The sequence below is a fragment of the Streptomyces sp. NPDC001373 genome (assembly GCF_042895815.1).
Taxonomy (GTDB): domain Bacteria; phylum Actinomycetota; class Actinomycetes; order Streptomycetales; family Streptomycetaceae; genus Streptomyces.
This window is the reverse complement of sequence record NZ_JBIAWQ010000021.1, coordinates 49131-66223: the sequence shown is the minus strand read 5'-3', so window position 1 is coordinate 66223 and position 17093 is coordinate 49131. Positions and strand designations below refer to the sequence as shown.

Sequence of the window (17093 nt, the reverse complement as noted above, 5' to 3'; positions counted from 1 at the left end):
GGTTTAGCTGATGCACCGTCAGTTCGCGAGGGTGCGTGCGCCGTTCACCCTTCGAAATGGTAGGTGCCGTCTGCATCCTTCCTGGCTAGGCTGCGGTCACCCGCCACCCGAAGGAGCCCCCATGCCCCTCGAAAGCCGCGACGCCGCCGCCCTGCCCGGCTTCGCCTCCCGCGCCGCCACCGTGGGCGGTTCGCCCGTGCGGGAGATCCTGGCGCTCACCGAACGGCCCGGGGTGATCTCCTTCGCCGGCGGCCTTCCCGCCCCCGAGCTCTTCGACACCGCCGGACTGCGCGCCGCCTACGACAGCGCCCTCGCCGGAGCCGCCGCCTCCCGCGCGCTCCAGTACTCCACCACCGAGGGCGCCCCCGAGCTCCGCGCGGCCGTCGCGGCCCGCGCGGGCCGTCGCGGGCTGCCCACCACCGCGGACGACGTGCTCGTCACCACCGGCTCCCAGCAGGCGCTGACCCTGGTCACCACCACCCTCGTGGAGCCCGGCGACACCGTACTCGTCGAGAACCCCACCTACCTGGCGGCCCTCCAGTGCTTCGGGATGGCCGGGGCCCGCGTCGTACCCGTCCCCTGCGACGAACAGGGCCTGCTCCCCGACGCCCTGGCCGAGATCACCGCCCGGGAGCGCCCCAAGCTGCTCTACACCGTCCCCACCTTCCAGAACCCCACCGGGCGCACCCTGCCCGGCGAGCGCCGGGCGGAGGTGGCACGGACCGCGGCCCGCCTCGGGCTGTGGCTGGTGGAGGACGACCCGTACGGGGACCTGCGCTACGAGGGCGACCACGAGCCCTGGCTCGCCGCCCACCCGGGCGCGGAGGACCGCACCGCCCTGATCGGCAGCTTCTCCAAGATCATGGCCCCGGGGCTGCGCCTGGGCTGGCTGCGCGCCCCGGCCGCCCTGCGCCGGGCGGCGGTGGTCGCCAAGCAGGCGGCCGACCTGCACACCTCGACGGTGGACCAGCTGGCCGCCGCCCACTACCTCGGCGCCCACGACCTCGACGCCCACGTCGCCCGGGTCCGCGAGGCCTACCGGGCCCGGCGCGACGCCCTCCTGGCAAACCTGGCCGGGGCGCTCCCGGAGGGCTCGGAGTGGAACCGCCCGCAGGGCGGCATGTTCGTCTGGGTCCGGCTCCCGGACGGGTACGACGCGACGGCCCTGCTGAAGTCGGCCGTCGCGCACGACGTGGCGTACGTGCCCGGCGCCCCCTTCTTCACCGGCGCCCCGGACGCGCGCACCCTGCGGCTGTCCTTCACCACGCACACCCCGGACGAGATCGCCGAGGGGCTGGACCGGCTGCGCCGGGCCCTGGGGTAGGGGCGGTTTACTCGCCGGCGGGGCAGGCGCGCGTTCCGGACGGGAGGCTGCCTTCGGTCAGGAAGTCGTCGACGTACGCCCGTACGCAGGCCGAGGAGGGGTAGCCGGTGTGCCCGCCGCCCTTGTGGTCGATGACCACGGCCGAGCCGAGGCGGCGGGCCGTCTCCTCCGTCCACTCGTACGGGGTGGCCGGGTCGCCCCGGGTGCCGACGAGCAGCATGCGCGGGGCTCCGGGGTGGTCGATGCGGCGGATGAAGTCGGTCCCCGCGGGGCGCCCGTAGCAGGACAGGAGGGTCATCAGCCGGCGCGGGCCGAAGACCGGCGAGGCCTCGCGGAACTCCGCGCGCAGGCCGACGATCTTCTGGACGATCGCCGCCGCGGTGGCCCTGTCGTCGCCGCGGTCGGGGTCGTCGGCGCAGTTCACCGCGGTGAGGGCGGCCGTCGCGTTGTCGGCGGGCACCGTGGAGGGGGTGCTCGCGGGGTCCGGTTCGGCGGGTGCGAGGAGCCCTTCGAGGCCGCCGGGGTCCGCCTCGCGCTCCGCCCGGCCGAGGGCGCCGGCGAGGTCGGGCCAGAGCGCGGTGGAGTAGAGGGCGGCGCCGATGGCGCGGACCGCGTCGTCGCCGGTGAAGGGGGCGCCGCCAGTCCCGGCCATCGGGCGCTGGTCGAGGCGGGCGACGAGGGCGGCGACCTCCTCCCTGGCGGTCCGGGTGTTGGTGCCGTAGACGCAGCCGGTCCGGTGGGCGCACCAGGTCAGGAAGCCCTCCAGGGCCCGCTGCTGGCCGCGCGCCGAGGCGAGGGCCTGCTCGGTGAAGGGCTCGGTGAGGGTGTCGACCCCGTCGAGGACCATCCGGCCGGTGTGCCGCGGGAACAGGGCGGCGTAGACGGCCCCGAGCCGGGTGCCGTAGGAGAAGCCGAGGTAGTTCAGCTTCTTCTCGCCGAGGGCCCGGCGGATGTCGTCCAGGTCCCGGGCGACGTGGACGGTGCCGATGTACGGGAGCACCCGCCCGGAGTGCCGCTCGCAGCGGCGGACCTCGGCGCGCAGCGCGGCCAGCTGGGCGGCGGCGTCGCCGGCCCCGGCGCCGGAGCCGGCCGGCCGGGGGCCGCAGGAGACGGGGTCGCTGAGGCCGACGCCGCGCGGGTCGAAGGCGACGAGGTCGTAGCGCTTGCCGAGTTCCGCGAAGAGGACGGGGTCGGCGGCGAGCGAGGCGATGCCGGGGGCCCCGGGGCCCCCGTAGTTCAGCAGGAGGGAGCCGAGGCGCCCGCGGCCGCGGGTGTCGGCGGGGATCTTGGCGAGGGCCACCCGGGTGGTGCCCTTGGCGGGGTCGTCGTGGTCGAGGGGGACGGTCAGGGTCGCGCACCGCATCCCTGCGGGCACGGGCTTCTCGGGGCAGTCCCCCCACCGCAGGCCCGGGGCGGGGTCCGGGCCCGCTTCCCGGCCGGGTGCGGGGGCCGGGCCGGGACCGGCGGCGGCCGAGAGGGCGGCGGCCAGCGCGGCGGCGCAGGCGGCGGTGCGTATCCGGGCACGGCGCACGGCACCCTCCTCGGGCGGCCCCCCGAACCGGTCAGCCCACGATAAGCGGCCCGCGGCGCACCCGCCCGCCGGGCCGGGCGGGTGCGAGGGTGCGCGGCCCGCGGCTCAGGAGCCGCGCGGTGCCCGGTACAGGGCCTCGATCTCGTCCTCGTGGTCGCGTGCGACGGCGGCCCGCCTGAGCTTCATGGAGGGGGTGAGGTGCCCGCGGTCCTCGGTGAACTCCCCGGGCAGGACGGCGAAGCGGCGGATGGACTCGGCCCGTGAGACCAGCTTGTTCGCCTCGTCGACCGCCCGTTGGAGGTCGGCCAGCAGCTCCGGGTCCGTGACCAGCTCGCGGAGCGGGACGCCCTGCCTCTTGTGCATCTGCCGCCAGTGCGCCAGCCCGTCCGGCTCCAGGGTGATCAGGGCGGCGATGTAGGGCCGGTTGTCGCCGATCACCATGCACTGGCCGACCAGCGGGTGGGCGCGCAGCCAGTCCTCCAGGGGGGCGGGGGCGACGTTCTTGCCGCCGGAGGTGATGATCAGGTCCTTCTTGCGGCCGGTGATGGTGAGGTAGCCGTCGGCGTCGAGCTCGCCGATGTCCCCGGTGGCCAGCCAGCCGCCGGGCGGCTGCGCGGAGACGTTCCAGTACCCGGCGAAGACGTGCCCGCCGCGCAGCAGCACCTCCCCGTCGTCGGCGATGCGCACCGCGGTGCCGGGCAGCGGCCAGCCGACCGTGCCGAGGCGGGGCCGCAGCGGCGGGGTGACCGTGGCGGCGGCCGTCGTCTCGGTGAGCCCGTACCCCTCGAAGACCTCGATGCCCGCGCCCGTGTAGAAGGCGGCGAGGCGCCGGCCGAGGGGGGAGCCGCCGCTGAGGACATAGCGGACGCGGCCGCCGAGCGCGGTGCGGATGCGCCGGTAGACGAGCGGGTCGTACAGGGCGTGGGCGGCCCGCAGCGCCAGTCCCGGCCGGGCGCCCTCGGGCGCCTCCCCGATGCGCCGGGCGATCCGGGCGGCCCGGTCGAAGGAGGAGGCGCGGCCCATCCGCTCGGCGGTGGCGCGGGCGGTGTTGTAGACCTTCTCCAGGACGTAGGGGATGGCGAGCAGGAAGGTGGGCCGGAAGCCGGCGAGGTCGGCGAGGAGGTCCTCGGTGGCGATGCTCGGCGCGTGGCCGAGCTTGACCCGGGCGCGCATGCAGCCGACGGCGACCATCCGCCCGAAGACGTGTGACAGCGGGAGGAAGAGCAGGGTGGAGGCGGGGTCCTTGCTGACGGACCGGAAGACCGGGTGCAGCAGCTCCACCGCGTTGTCGACCTCGGCGAAGAAGTTGCCGTGGGTCAGTACGCAGCCCTTGGGCCGGCCGGTGGTGCCGGAGGTGTAGACGAGGGTGGCGTAGGACTCGGGGGTACGGGCGGCCCGGCGGGCCTGCACGATCGCGTCGGGGAGGTGCTCCCCGGCCTTGACCAGGCGGGCGACGGCGCCGGTGTCGAACTCCCACAGGTGCGCGAGGCCGGGGAGGTGGGCGCGCTCGGCGCTGATGAGCCGGGCCTGGACGGTGTCCTCGACGGCGCAGGCGACGGCGCCGGAGTCGTGGATGATCCAGCGGGCCTGGAGGGCGGAGGAGGTGGGGTAGATGGGTACGGTGACCAGCCCGGCGGCCCAGCCGGCGAAGTCCAGCAGGGTCCATTCGTAGGTGGTCCGGGCCATGATCGCGAGCCGGTCGCCCTCCGCGAGCCCCTCGGCGATGAGCCCCTTGGCGACGGCGAGCACCTCGGCGGCGAACTCGGCGGCGGTGACGTCCCGCCAGGTCCCGTCGCGTTCCTTGCGGGCGAGTACGGGCTCGCCGGGGGCCTCGCGGGCGTTGAGGAAGGGCAGGTCCCCGAGCGATCCGCCGGCCGGCGCCCCGGCGAGGGCGGGTACCGCCACCTCGCGCACCACCCCGGCGACGATCGTCTTGACGGGTTCGACCAGCTTCGGCTCGGCAGCGTCCACGGCTCGTTCTCCTCGGTCGATCGCGGGTTACCGCCGGTAATCTACGCACGCGCCTCCCCCGGGAACACCCCTCGGACCGGCCCTCCTCCACAGCTCCACACCCCGCGAACGATCTCCACCCCTGGTCCGCACACCCGCGGGACGGGCCCGGCGGGCCGGAACGGCCGTGTCGGCGAGGGCGGAGGGGGAAGAATCCGTGAAGTCCGCCAGGGCACCGCCACCTTGAGGAGCAGCCGGTGTCGTCAGAGGAGATCCAGTTAACGCTCACCCCCGCGCAGGCCTCCGGCGGCACGACCGTCGAGGTCGCACTCCCGTCCGGAACCGCGCGGCTGCGCATACCGCCGACCCGCAACGGCGACCTCGTACGGGCCCGCGTCGGCGCCGCGGAGGTGCTGCTGCGCATACGGGTGTCCGACCCCGCCGCGGCCGGCCCCTCCGGCTTCACGGTGCCGGGCCCCTTCGGGCCCCTATCGGTCCAACCGTCCCCGCCCGGAAAGAAGTCCGGGCCCCTCGGCTGCCTGCTGGCGCTCGGCGTCGGCGCGGCCCTGATCATCGGCATCGCCGTGGCGAGCAGCGGTGACGGCGACTCCCGCCCCACCGGAGGGGCCACGCCCTCGTCCTCGTACACGCCGTACACCCCCTACAGCCCGCCGGTCTCGGCCCCCGACGCGGGGACCGGGCCGGCCACCGTCCCGACGTACGAGCCGCCCGCCCCCTCGCCGACCACCGAGGCCCCCCGCCCCTTCGACGAGGGGACCTGCCTCAACGGGCAGTTGCCGGACTCGACGACGGCGACGCGCGTCACCGGCGTCCACGAGGTCTCCTGCTCCGCCGACGACGCGCACTACCGGGTCGTCCAACGCTTCCCCGGCACCTCGGACATGAGCCGCTGCGACGAGAACTCCGCCACGGAGTACGGCTTCTCGTACCGCTACACCATCAACGGCAGCGTCATCAACGAGTACGTGTACTGCCTGGTCGGCCTGGGCGCGTACGCCCGCCGCTAACCCCTCTTCGCAGCAAGCGAGTTCAGCAGGGCGGCGCCGCGCGCGGCGTCGTCCACGCTCACCGCGAAGTCCCGCCCCTTCGCCCGTACGACCAGGCATGCGCCGCTCCGCAGCATCACCGTCGTACCGAGGCCGTTGACCCGGTAGCCCCAGCCGCCGGCCCGGGCCGGCGTGCGCTCCTCCACGCGGGCCGACTCGATGTCCTCGGCGGCCCAGCGCCGCACCGGGTACCCGAGCGGGCCGAAGGCCACCTCCAGCCCCCGCCGCGTCACCCGCGCCCGGACCGAGGAGCAGACCAGGACCGCCAGGGCGGCGAACGCGAGGGTCGCGGCCATCGGCCACGGCCCGGCGAGCAGCCCCGCCAGCCCGGCGAACAGGCCGCCCAGCGCGGCCAGCCCGAGGAGGCCGGCCAGCAGTTGGAGCCAGGGATTGGCGGCGCTCGACAGCCAGACGAGCCGCTCGCCGCTCGGGATCTCCATCCGCGGCCCCTGCGCGCCCGCGGGCTCCGCGGCCGGGGACCGGCGCCCCAGCGCGGCCCCGCCGGCACCGGCCAGCACCGCGACCGCGACCATCACCGCCACGCCCCACCCCGTCACGGACCCGGCCTGCCGCCAGTCGGGGGCGTCCAGGTTGGCCCGTACGATCGACGTCTGCGCCCCCGCGAGCAGCACCCCCGAGGAGGCCAGGGTCGCCAGGGCCCATCCGGGCAGGGGCCCGCGCCGGGCCCCGAACGCCACGGCGGCCACCACGGCCAGCCACACCAGCGCCGGGAACAGCACTGCCGCCCACAGCCCCATCGCCCCGTCGGGTGCCGCGGAGCCGCCGCTCCAGTGGGTGGCCACCGGATCGGGCAGCCGCCCGCCCGCCGCGAGCGGCAGCCCCACGACCAGGGCCAGCACCCCGGCCCCCCACCCGGCCACTGCCCAGACCACGCGGTTCTTCACGGCATCCCCCTGATCATCTCGATGAGCTCGGCCCTGCCGTACCCCAGCCGCGCCCCGTCGGCCACCAGGGCGCGCACGCGTTCCAGCAGCTCCGAGCGCCCGTCCGCCCCGACGGCCACGGTCACCCCGCGGCCGCGCCGGAACTCCAGCAGCCCCTCGTCGCGCAGGGCCCGCAGGGCGCGCAGCACGGTGTTGGCGTTGACCCCCAGCGCCTGCGCGAGGTCGCGCGCGGGCGGGATCCGGGCGCCGGGGGCGCATTCGCCCTCGGCGATGGCACGGCGGACCGCACCGGCCACCTGCTCGTGCAGGGGGCGGGTGTCGGCGGTGTTCAGCCTCAGCAACATGGTGCCTATGACGCTAGCACCATTATTCCGATGGAACCACTGCCCGGGGCCGGCGGCAGCGACGACTCCACCGTCCGGGTGTGGCGGCCCCCCTGACGACCCGCCCGGCGGTGATGATGTGGGCATGACCTACCGCCGCCGCGAGAGCATCGACCTGCCCGAGGACCGGGGCTGCCTGCGGTGGGTGCTCGGCGCGCCCCTGGCCGTCCTGGTCTACCTGCCGGCCGCCTACCTCTGCTACGTCTCCCTCGCCCTGCGGCCCGACGGCCCCGACGACCGGATCCGGGACGACGTCCTGTTCACCGCCCACGCCTGTGTCGCCCTGTGCTTCGCCGGGCTGCTGCTCACCGCCGTGCCGGTCTTCCACCGCACCCTGGGCCGCTGGTGGTACGCGGCACCGTTCCTGCTGGCCTCGCTCGCTTTCCTGCGCGGCCGGACGGTCTGACCCCCGGGCCCGGCGGGCCCTCAGGGACGGGTGACGGCGCGCTCCAGCAGGCCGCGCAGAAGGCTCTGCCCCTGCGGCGCGAGGCCCCCGTTCGGCCGGAGTGCGGGCGCCGGTGGGGTGTTCTAGCGTCGAAAGGGCGGGGGTGTCCGATGCGCCGAGCCGGCCGCCCCCCGGAGTACCGGCTCCGCGCCGCCCCCGCGCGCGGTCCGGCACACGCGCGGATCGCGTGACCGACCAAGAGAGCAGGAGCATCCGCATGCGTCCGTCGGCCCGCATCCCCAGCATCCTCGCCGCCCTGGTCCTCGCCGCCGGCGGTGCGGCCTTCGCCGCCCCGGCCGCGTCCGCCAGCGTCCAGGACTGCACGCAGTACGTCGTGTCGCACGGCAAGAAGTCCTCGCCCGACATCACACAGGCCTGCTACGAGGGCTCCATCGGCAACCAGACCAGCTGCGTCGCGAGCCTCCAGGCCGCCGGCGTCTCCTCGAACGACGCGAGCGGCGCCTGCCGCGCGGCCCACTAGCTAGGCCGCCGCGTCCATCCCCTCGGGCGGGCAGGTGCTACAGCGGCCGGGTGCGGGGGCGCGGAAGCCACGGTCGCAGCCGTCGCAGTTCTGCATCGGGTCGGGCCGCCGGGCGGCCGTGGGCGCGGGCTCGCGGGGCAGCTCCGGCGGGAGCCCGGACCGGAGCCGGTAGCCGATGAGCGCGGCGGGGCTGCGCATGTCGTCCGGCAGCCCGGCGGCGAGCACGCACCGGACGGCCTCGGGCTCGGCCCCCCGCTCCAGCCAGGCGGTCACCCCGGGCGCGAGCCGGCGCACGTCCCGTTCGGCGAGCAGCAGCCGGGGGTCGTCGCCGCGCAGCCGGGCGAGCAGGTCCAAGGCCTCCTGCCGCACCGGCCCCGCCGGGGCGGCGGGCACGACGGCGGGCACGGGTACGGGCACGGGCACGACGGCAGGCGCGGGCACGACGGCGGGCGCGGGCGCGGCGGCCTGCGGCGGGGGCGCGGCCACCGGTTCCGCAACGGGCACGGGCACGGGTGCCCGGCCGCCCGGGGGCGTCGGGGGCGGCTCGTGCGGTGGCGGGAGCGCCTTCGGCCGGTTGTAGGACACGGTCCTGCTCACCACCCGCCCGTCGGCGGTCCGTACGCGGCTGCGCTCCAGGTACCCGTGGGCCTCCAGCTCCCGCAGGGCGGCGGCGATCCGGACCACCCCCTCGGGGAACCGGTCGGCCAGCGCCTTGATGCCGACCCGGGAGCCGGCGGGCAGCGACTGGATGTGGAGCGCCAGCCCGATCGCGACCAGCGACAGGGCGCGGTGCTGGGCGAGGTGGTTGCCGACCACGGTGTAGTGATCGGTGTGCTTCACGTTGACGTGGATGACACCTGAAGGGGCGGTCCCGGCGGGAACGCGGGACGCGGTGCGCATGGGCGCGTTAGTCTGCTTCGAAGCCATGGGGAAGCCTGTTACTTCCTGCTTGGTCAGGCCCTCGCCCGGGATGCCAGTCCCGACGGGGGCCGTCTCATGTCTGCGGTTGCCGCGGCGAGCATATGCCAGCCAACCGCACCCAAATCCAGCCCAGTTGGCACAGTTCACCCATGCGAGTGATGGCCTCGCGCGGGAGAACCGGAGGGGGTCGGTAGGGGGGTCGGTGGGTACACCCACCGGGTACTTGACAGGTGTCGAAGGCCCCCGGGTCCCGACACCCCGCACCACGGCCCGCCCCTGCGGCCCTCCTCCGGGTGCGGGCCCCGGGCCCCTTCGCCAGACTGGCCCGGAGATGATCGAATCCCCCACGCCCGTGCGTCCGGCGCGGGCCGGACGGGTCCGGCGCGCGCTGCCGCCGGTCGTCGCCTGGCTGGTCTCGAACCTGGTCACCTGGCTGGTGGCGGCCGCCTCCGTCGCCGGTGACGGGTCCCGGGTGGCCTACTGGTCCACGGCCGCCCGCCGGCGCTGGGACTCCGAGCACTACCTCTCCATCGCCCGGGGCGGCTACGAGATGTTCCGGTGCCGGGACCGGTACCCGGATTTCCCGGACGTGGTGTGCGGGAACGTGGCCTGGTTCCCCGGGTATCCGATGGCCGTGCGGGCGCTCTCCGGCACCGGGCTCTCCTACGAGCTCTCCGCCGCCGTCGTCACCGAGACGGCGCTGCTCGGCATGTTCGCGGTGCTGTGGTGGCTGCTCGGGGCCGTGCTCACCCGGGCCACCGGACTCACCCTCGCCATCGGCGCCGTGTTCCCCGGCGGCGTCTACTTCCACGCGGTGTTCCCGATCGCCCTCGCGACCCTGGCCCTGCTCGTCTGCGTCGCCGGGGTGAAACGCGGGTCCTGGTGGACGGCGGCCGGGGGCGGCTTCGTGGCGGTCTCCTGCCATCCGGTCGGCGCCGTCGCCGTCGTCATGCTGCTGTCGAGCGCCCTGTTCGCGTGGCGCGGGGACGCGTGGCCGCTGCGGTGCGCGAAGGCGGGGCTGTCGGCGGCCGTCGCCGCGTGCGGGGTGCTCTGGGCCGAATGGCTGATGTGGCAGGCGACGGGCCGCTGGGACGCGTACGCGACGATCCAGCGGGTCAGCTACGGGCAGGGCGACCTGCGCGAACCCTTCGCGGAGCTGGTCCGGGCCTACGACGTCCCGTTCCGTTCCTGGTACACGCCCAAGGGGCGGCTGCCGTGGCTGGTGGAGCACGCCCTCGCCGCCCACCGGCCGCAGTTGTGGCTGAACGCCGTCTTCGTGGTGCTCGTCGTGGCCACGGCCGCGGTCCTTCTGGTCCGGGAGCGGCGGCTCGCCGTCGAGGAATGGGCCGCCCTGGTCCTGACGGTGGCGGTCTTCCTGGTGCCGTTCCTCGCGGGGGCGCAGATGTCCTGGTACCGCAACCACGCGCAGATGTTCGTGGGCCTGGTCCTGGTCCGGCGGATGTCCCCCTGGGTGCAGGTGCCGCTGCTGGCCGCCTGTGCGGCCCAGTACGCCCTGCTGGGGGCGATGTTCTTCGCGGGCGTGCTGGTGTGACGGGGCGGGGTACCGCCGCCTACGCCTCCTCCTCGCCGGTGTCGCGGGCGACGCAGTAGGTGGGCCGGGCCTGGACGGCGGTGTGGATGCGGGCCACGTACTCGCCGAGCATGCCGAGGCAGAAGAGCTGGACGGCGCCGAAGAACAGCATGGTGATGATCAGGGAGGTCCAGCCGGGCAGGGGGTTGCCCGTGGCGTAGACGGTGAGGGCCCAGACGAAGAAGGCGAGGCAGACCACGGAGCTCAGGGCGCCGATCGCCGTGGCCAGGCGCAGCGGGACGGCCGAGAAGCCGGTGACGCTGTCGAACGCCAGGAGGAGCATCTTGTGCAGGGGGTACTTCGAGGTGCCCGCCGCCCGCTCCGCGCGCTGGTAGGCGATCCGGCCGCTGGGGAAGCCCAGCCAGGGGATGAGCAGGCGGTAGATCTGCTGCTGGTCGGGGAGCGACTTGAGGGTCTCCACGACGGCGCGGGAGAGCAGCCGGAAGTCGCCCGCCTGGGCGGGGACGTAGGCGCCGGCCAGGCGGCGCATCAGCCGGTAGTAGGCGGCGGCGGTCCGGCGCTTGAACGCGCTGTCCGTGGAGCGGTCGGTCCGTACGCCGTAGACGATGTCCAGGCCCTCGGTGCGGGCGAGGGCGAGCATGTCGGGGATGATCTCCGGCGGATCCTGGAGGTCGGCGTCGATGCTGACCACGTAGGCGCCGCGGGCCCGGCGCAGGCCGGCGGTGAGGGCGGCCTGGTGGCCGCTGTTGCGCCGCAGGGTCACCACGCGCAGCTGCGGCCAGGTGGTGCGCAGGTCCTCCAGGAGGCGGGGGGTCGCGTCGGTGGAGCCGTCGTCGACGGTGAGGACTTCGTACGGTTCGCCGCACCCGTCCAGGACCGGGCGGAGCCGCGCCGCCAGGACGGGCAGCACCTCCTCCTCGTCGAAGACGGGGACCACGACCGACAGGGTGGTCGCGTCCCCGGGTGTGTCGTGCACAGCCCTCATCATGCGGGAAGACCCCCACCCCGGCATGCGGAGCGCGCACGCCGCGGCCCCCGCCCGGACGGGGGCGGGGGCCGCGGCGTGCGATGCGCGGGCGCGTGCGTCAGGCGGCGACGGCGACCGGGGCAGGGGTGGCGGCGGGCTCGTCCAGCGGGGACGACGAGGCGGCGGCGTAGGCCTCCTTGTCGAGGATCCCCTCGCGGGCGGAGACGAGGACCGGGACGACGGCCTGGCCCGCGACGTTGGTGGCCGTGCGCATCATGTCCAGGATCGGGTCGATCGCCATCAGCAGGCCGACGCCGGCCAGCGGCAGGCCCAGGGTGGACAGGGTCAGGGTGAGCATGACCGTCGCGCCGGTGAGGCCGGCCGTGGCGGCCGAGCCGACGACCGAGACGAACGCGATGAGCAGGTACTCCTTGATGCCCAGCTGCACGTCGAAGATGTTCGCGATGAAGATCGCGGCGAGGGCCGGGTAGATCGCGGCGCAGCCGTCCATCTTGGTGGTGGCGCCGAACGGGACGGCGAAGGAGGCGTACTCCTTCGGGACGCCGAGGCGCTCGGTGACCTTCTGGGTGACCGGCATGGTGCCGACCGAGGAGCGGGAGACGAAGGCCAGCTGGATGGCGGGCCAGGCGCCCTTGAAGAACTGGACCGGGTTGACCTTGGCGACCGTGGCGAGGAGCAGCGGGTAGACGCCGAACATGACGAGCGCCGAGCCGATGTAGACGTCGGCGGTGAAGGTGGCGTACTTGCCGATCAGGTCCCAGCCGTAGCCGGCGATGGCGGTACCGATGAGGCCGACGGTGCCGACCGGGGCGAGGCGGATGACCCACCACAGGGCCTTCTGGAGGAGCTCCAGGACGGACTCGGCGAGGTTCAGGACCGGCTGGGCCTTGGAACCGAGCTGGAGGGCGGCGATGCCGGCGACGGCGGCCAGGAAGACGATCTGGAGGACGTTCAGCTCGGTGAACGGGGTGACGATGTCCTTGGGCACGATGCCGGTCAGGAAGTCGATCCACGAGCCGTGCCGCTTGGGCTCCTTGCCGTCGGCCGGGGTGAGGCCGGTGCCGGCGCCCGGGTCGGTCAGCAGGCCGATCGCGAGGCCGATGCCCACCGCGATCAGCGAGGTGATCATGAACCAGAGCAGGGTGCGGGAGGCGAGGCGGGCGGCGTTGTTCACCTTCCGCAGGTTGGTGATGGACACCAGGATCGCGAAGAAGACGAGCGGGGCGACGGCCAGCTTGAGCAGCTGGATGAAGATGTCGCCGACCTGTTCCAGGGTGGTCTTGAGCCAGCCGACGTCCTGGCTGCGGGCTATCCAGCCGAAGAGGACGCCGAGCGCGAGACCGGTGACGATCTGGGCCCAGAAGGGGAACTTGAACGAGGCCTTGGCGGGAGCCTGGGCCTGGGGGGACGCGGACACGGCATTCTCCGGGGGACGCGCGGACGTACGGCGGAAGGTTTCTGCGGGGGATGCGGTACGGCGGCAGCCGGAAAGGGGCCGGGCCGGCCGGCGACCGCTGCTGCGGGCGCTTCAGCGGCAACAGCAACAGGCCGCGGACACGCGGCGGCAGAGGTCGACATGCAGGCGCGCCACGAGCGGGAGGCTCGGGCCCATCGGGTGCGCGGCTGCGGTCAACATGTTGAACACGCTAACACTTCCACTTTGAGAAACCCAAAGAGATGCTTTGAGCACTGATCGCGCGTGGCTGGATCCGCTGAGCCCGCACACCCCCGGAAACGCCGAAACCCCGGCGCAGCGGGGGGTGTTCCCGGCGCCGGGGTCCGTCGAGGGGACCGCTCGTGTCAGTTGTTCACGCGCGGGCGGCGTCGTCGGCCGCGTCCTCCTGGCTGCGGTTCGCGGCGAGCTTCTGCTTCGCATCCGCGACGCGTCCGGAGATCTGCTCGGACATCGCGTCGCGCTGCTTGCGCAGCAGGATGAAGGAGAGCGGCGCGGAGAGCACCAGCGCGAGGAGCACGACCCAGGCGGGGTTGGCCGCGCCGAGCCCGGCGGGCACCCAGCCCAGGTTGACCAGGACGGCGACGAGGACCAGGCATCCGACGAAGATGCCCAGGCGCATCGCGGTGTAGCGGATCGTCGCACTCGGCTTGAGGGACACGATGACCCCTTCTTTCTCATCGGAAACGTCGGCCACGTCGGCACGTGCCCGTCCAGTGAAGCACGCCGGGCACCCGGCACGGCCCGGCGGGGGTCGGTGCGGGAGCCCGGCGGGGGCGGTCAGTGCAGGGGCAGCAGCATGGTGATGCCGTCGCGGTCGTCGCCGGGGGCCACGCGGATCGCGCCGGGGATCCGGCCGACCTCCTTGTAGCCGCAGGCCGCGTAGAAGTGCTCCAGGCCGAGGCCGCCGCGGCACTCCAGGACGACGGCCTCGACGCCCTCCAGCGTGCGGGCCGCGTCGGCGAGGGCGGCCATCAGGGCCCGACCGGCGCCGCGGCCCTGGAGGGCGGGGCTGACCATGACCGTGTACGCGTACACCCAGTGCTTCATGAGCTGGTGCGGGTTGAAGGCGAGGAAGGCCGCGGCGGCCACGGCCCCGCCCTCGTCGCGCCCGACCAGCAGCCGGTGGCGGCCCTCGGCCATCGCGACGAGGTGCTTGACCAGCGCGGGCCGGATGTCGTCGAGCGTGACGGGCGGGACGAAGCCGACCGCGCCGCCGGCGTTGGAGACCTCGGTCCACATCTCCGCGATGCCGTCGCGGAGGGCGGGGTCGACAACGGGATCGAAGGTAAAAGTAAGGGTCACTCGCGCAGACTATCCATTACCGACTCGCACGGCAACGGGTTTTCGGCACGCGAAAGGCCCCGGTCCGCAGGTTGGGGACCGGGGCCTTCGGGGCCGGGCGGGGTCAGACGCGCATCGCCTGCGGGGTCTCGCGCAGCGAGGCGTCGGGGCCGGGGTACTCGCGGATGACCTCGTAGCGCGTGTTGCGCTCGACCGGGCGGAAGCCCGCCTCGCGGATCAGCTCCAGGAGGTCGTCGCGGGTCAGCTTGTTCGGGGTGCCGTAGTTGTCCGCGTCGTGCGTGATCTTGTACTCGACCACCGAGCCGTCCATGTCGTCGGCGCCGTGCTGGAGCGCGAGCTGGGCGGTCTGCACGCCGTGCATCACCCAGAAGACCTTGACGTGCGGCACGTTGTCGAACAGCAGCCGCGAGACGGCGAAGGTCTTGAGCGCCTCGGCGCCCGTCGCCATCGTCGTGCGCGCCTGGAGCCTGTTGCGGACCTTGCCGTCCTTCATGTCCACGAAGTCGTGCTGGTAGCGCAGCGGGATGAAGACCTGGAAGCCGCCGGTCTCGTCCTGGAGCTCGCGCAGCCGCAGCACGTGGTCCACGCGGTGGCGCGGCTCCTCGATGTGCCCGTAGAGCATGGTGCTCGGGGTCTTGAGCCCCTTCTCGTGCGCCAGGCGGTGGATGCGCGACCAGTCCTCCCAGTGGGTCCGGTGGTCGACGATGTGCTGACGGACCTCCCAGTCGAAGATCTCCGCGCCGCCGCCGGTGAGCGACTCCAGGCCGGCCTCGATCAGCTCGTCCAGGATCTCGGACGCCGAGAGACCGGAGATCGTCTCGAAGTGGTGGATCTCGGTCGCCGTGAACGCCTTCAGCGAGACGTTCGGCAGCGCCTCCTTGAGGGCCGACAGCGACCGGGGGTAGTACCGCCACGGCAGGGAGGGGTGCAGGCCGTTGACGATGTGCAGCTCGGTGAGGTTCTCGTTCTCCATGGCCTTGGCCAGGCGCACGGCCTCCTCGATGCGCATCGTGTACGCGTCCTTCTCGCCCGGCTTGCGCTGGAACGAGCAGTACGCGCAGGAGGCGGTGCACACGTTCGTCATGTTGAGGTGGCGATTGACGTTGAAGTGGACGACGTCGCCGTTCTTGCGGGTGCGCACCTCGTGGGCGAGACCGCCCAGCCACGCCAGGTCGTCCGACCCGTAGAGGGCGATGCCGTCCTCACGCGTCAGCCGCTCGCCGGAGCGGACCTTCTCCTCCAGCTCGCGCTTGAGCCCAGCGTCCATGCCGGTGTCTCCCTGTCTTTCCCTGTCCCAGCCTGTGTGCAACCGCCACCCACCGTACTCTCAGGCGTCCTCGGGCAGCTCGCCGACCCGGTTCTCCCACTTGGTGGAGAGGACGATCGTGGTGCGGGTGCGCGAGACGCCCTTGGTGCCGGAGAGCTTGCGGATGATCTTCTCCAGGCCGTCGACGTCGCTGGCGCGGACCTTGAGCATGAAGGAGTCGTCGCCGGCGATGAACCAGCAGTCCTCGATCTCGGCGAGGTCGCGCAGCCGGCGGGCCACGTCCTCGTGGTCGGCGGCGTCGGAGAGGGAGATGCCGATCAGCGCGGTGACGCCGAGGCCGAGCTCGGCGGCGGCCACGGTCGCGCGGTAGCCGGTGATGACACCGGCCGATTCGAGACGGTTGATCCGGTCGGTGACGCTGGGGCCGGAGAGGCCCACGAGACGGCCCAGCTCCGCGTACGAGGCACGCCCGTTCTCCCGGAGTGCCTGGATGAGCTGCCTGTCCACCGTGTCCATTACGTGGAGCCTTCCATTATTCGGCGATCCTGCAAGTTTAGGTATAGAATCAAAGGCACACAGGGTCAACACCCTGTGAATCTTTCAACAGATCAAAGACGATCTTCAGGAGTGGTTCACCGTGTACACGATCGAGATGGCCTACGCGCACATGCGACAGCTCCAGGAGCTGGCCAACCGATCCCGCACCGACCAGCCCGCCGCCGCCTACCGGAACGACAAGACCCGCAGGCCGCTCCGCGCCAAGAAGCGCTAGTCACGGGGGCGGGCGCTGCCAAGCTCCCCCTCCCAACGGCGGTACAGACCGTGCGGCACCCCTGCCGCGTCGAGCACCCGCCCCGCGACGAAGTCCACGAGGTCCTGGATGTGTGTCGCACCCGCATAGAACGCCGGAGAGGCGGGCAGCACGATCGCGCCCGCCTCGTCCAGCGCCACCAGATGCTTCAGCGTCTGCCCGTTCAGCGGGGTCTCCCGCACCGCGACCACCAGCCGGCGCCGCTCCTTGAGCGTCACGCTCGCGACGCGCTGGAGCAGGTCCTTCGACAGCCCGAGCGCCACGCCGGCCACGCAGGCCGTGGACGCGGGGACGATCAGCATCCCCTTGACCGGGTACGACCCCGAACTCGGCCCGGCGGCCAGGTCCCCGGCCGCCCAGTACCGCACGTCCTCCAGGCCACCGGCCTCGAAGGTTCCCGGCTTTCCGTCGGCGCCGCGCGCCAGCCACTCGGCCAGATCGTCGCGCCAGTGCGCGTCCCGGAAGGCGATCCCGGTCTCGTCCAGCAGGGTCAGCCGCGAGGCCCGGCTGACGACCAGGTCGACCGCCTCTCCCGCCGCGAGCAGCCCTCGGACCACCGAGGCCGCGTACGGCGTCCCGGACGCCCCGGAAACCCCCACCACCCAGGGGGTGCGCTTGCGCTCAGTCATACCTCCGAGACTATCCGGCCACACCCGGAGGCCACTCGTTAAGGTGTGCCGGACGCTCCCCGGACGGGACCGGCACCCGCC

General features: G+C 73.7%; 18 protein-coding genes. 6 read left to right on the top strand and 12 right to left on the bottom strand.

Features of this window, described 5'->3' with window-relative positions; translation table 11 throughout:
• Nucleotides 1–121: 121 nt before the first annotated feature.
• Nucleotides 122–1324 carry a PLP-dependent aminotransferase family protein gene (locus tag ACFY15_RS31650; protein WP_390688399.1) on the top strand — a complete coding sequence of 401 codons (1203 nt, stop codon included), beginning with the start codon at nt 122–124 and terminating at the stop codon, nt 1322–1324.
• A 7-nt stretch (nt 1325–1331) separates the two neighbouring features.
• Here ACFY15_RS31650 and ACFY15_RS31645 read toward each other — a convergent pair whose 3' ends face one another.
• Together ACFY15_RS31645 and ACFY15_RS31640 are read right to left on the bottom strand one after the other, a co-directional pair.
• Nucleotides 1332–2855 (bottom strand): alpha/beta hydrolase, encoded by a 1524-nt coding sequence (locus ACFY15_RS31645; protein WP_390826510.1) that lies wholly within the window; start codon nt 2853–2855, stop codon nt 1332–1334.
• Between the two features lie 105 nt (nt 2856–2960).
• The gene (locus ACFY15_RS31640) at nt 2961–4826 is read right to left on the bottom strand and encodes an AMP-dependent synthetase/ligase (protein WP_390688397.1); all 1866 of its coding nucleotides are present in this window, start codon (nt 4824–4826) and stop codon (nt 2961–2963) included.
• Between the two features lie 236 nt (nt 4827–5062).
• Between ACFY15_RS31640 and ACFY15_RS31635 the strand changes: the two genes are divergently transcribed.
• The gene (locus ACFY15_RS31635) at nt 5063–5833 is read left to right on the top strand and encodes a hypothetical protein (RefSeq protein WP_390688396.1); all 771 of its coding nucleotides are present in this window, start codon (nt 5063–5065) and stop codon (nt 5831–5833) included.
• On the opposite strand, the gene ACFY15_RS31630 is transcribed toward ACFY15_RS31635, so the two are convergent.
• Nucleotides 5830–6777, bottom strand: a complete 948-nt coding sequence (locus tag ACFY15_RS31630; RefSeq protein WP_390688395.1) for a DUF1648 domain-containing protein — start codon at nt 6775–6777, stop codon at nt 5830–5832. The two genes, ACFY15_RS31635 and ACFY15_RS31630, sit on opposite strands and share 4 nt — an antisense overlap.
• On the bottom strand, nt 6774–7121 hold the full coding sequence (locus ACFY15_RS31625; protein WP_390688394.1) for a GntR family transcriptional regulator: 348 nt from the start codon (nt 7119–7121) through the stop codon (nt 6774–6776). The genes ACFY15_RS31630 and ACFY15_RS31625 overlap by 4 nt, the downstream gene beginning before the upstream one ends.
• Nucleotides 7122–7245: 124 nt before the next feature.
• On the opposite strand from ACFY15_RS31625, the gene ACFY15_RS31620 reads away from it, so the two are divergent.
• Nucleotides 7246–7566, top strand: coding sequence for a hypothetical protein (locus ACFY15_RS31620; RefSeq protein WP_390688393.1), 321 nt, complete (start codon nt 7246–7248; stop codon nt 7564–7566).
• A 256-nt stretch (nt 7567–7822) separates the two neighbouring features.
• Entirely contained in the window at nt 7823–8086 is a 264-nt protein-coding gene (locus tag ACFY15_RS31615) for a hypothetical protein (protein ID WP_390688392.1), read from the top strand.
• On the opposite strand, the gene ACFY15_RS31610 is transcribed toward ACFY15_RS31615, so the two are convergent.
• Nucleotides 8087–8926 carry a helix-turn-helix domain-containing protein gene (locus ACFY15_RS31610; protein WP_390826509.1) on the bottom strand — a complete coding sequence of 280 codons (840 nt, stop codon included), beginning with the start codon at nt 8924–8926 and terminating at the stop codon, nt 8087–8089.
• Nucleotides 8927–9338: 412 nt separating this feature from the next.
• Here ACFY15_RS31610 and ACFY15_RS31605 point away from each other — a divergent pair, with 412 nt between their 5' ends.
• Nucleotides 9339–10559, top strand: coding sequence for a hypothetical protein (locus ACFY15_RS31605; protein WP_390826508.1), 1221 nt, complete (start codon nt 9339–9341; stop codon nt 10557–10559).
• A 19-nt stretch (nt 10560–10578) separates the two neighbouring features.
• On the opposite strand, the gene ACFY15_RS31600 is transcribed toward ACFY15_RS31605, so the two are convergent.
• The 6 genes from ACFY15_RS31600 to ACFY15_RS31575 form a co-directional block, all read right to left on the bottom strand.
• Nucleotides 10579–11544, bottom strand: coding sequence for a glycosyltransferase family 2 protein (locus ACFY15_RS31600; protein WP_390688534.1), 966 nt, complete (start codon nt 11542–11544; stop codon nt 10579–10581).
• Nucleotides 11545–11644: 100 nt separating this feature from the next.
• Complete coding sequence (locus ACFY15_RS31595; protein ID WP_390688389.1) at nt 11645–12964, bottom strand: dicarboxylate/amino acid:cation symporter; 1320 nt, start codon at nt 12962–12964, stop codon at nt 11645–11647.
• 391 nt (nt 12965–13355) lie between these two features.
• Nucleotides 13356–13664: a DUF4229 domain-containing protein gene (locus ACFY15_RS31590; protein WP_390688533.1), complete on the bottom strand. Its 309-nt coding sequence runs from the start codon at nt 13662–13664 to the stop codon at nt 13356–13358.
• A 116-nt stretch (nt 13665–13780) separates the two neighbouring features.
• Entirely contained in the window at nt 13781–14305 is a 525-nt protein-coding gene (locus ACFY15_RS31585) for a GNAT family N-acetyltransferase (protein ID WP_390826507.1), read from the bottom strand.
• A gap of 103 nt (nt 14306–14408) precedes the next feature.
• Nucleotides 14409–15572: an aminofutalosine synthase MqnE gene (gene mqnE, locus ACFY15_RS31580; protein WP_390826506.1), complete on the bottom strand. Its 1164-nt coding sequence runs from the start codon at nt 15570–15572 to the stop codon at nt 14409–14411.
• Nucleotides 15573–15632: 60 nt separating this feature from the next.
• The gene (locus ACFY15_RS31575) at nt 15633–16088 is read right to left on the bottom strand and encodes an Lrp/AsnC family transcriptional regulator (RefSeq protein WP_344151061.1); all 456 of its coding nucleotides are present in this window, start codon (nt 16086–16088) and stop codon (nt 15633–15635) included.
• Nucleotides 16089–16209: 121 nt separating this feature from the next.
• Between ACFY15_RS31575 and ACFY15_RS31570 the strand changes: the two genes are divergently transcribed.
• Nucleotides 16210–16344 (top strand): hypothetical protein, encoded by a 135-nt coding sequence (locus tag ACFY15_RS31570; protein ID WP_281187172.1) that lies wholly within the window; start codon nt 16210–16212, stop codon nt 16342–16344.
• Here the strand turns inward: ACFY15_RS31570 and ACFY15_RS31565 are convergent.
• Complete coding sequence (locus ACFY15_RS31565; protein ID WP_390688386.1) at nt 16341–17012, bottom strand: UbiX family flavin prenyltransferase; 672 nt, start codon at nt 17010–17012, stop codon at nt 16341–16343. The two genes, ACFY15_RS31570 and ACFY15_RS31565, sit on opposite strands and share 4 nt — an antisense overlap.
• Between the last annotated feature and the right edge of the window lie 81 nt (nt 17013–17093).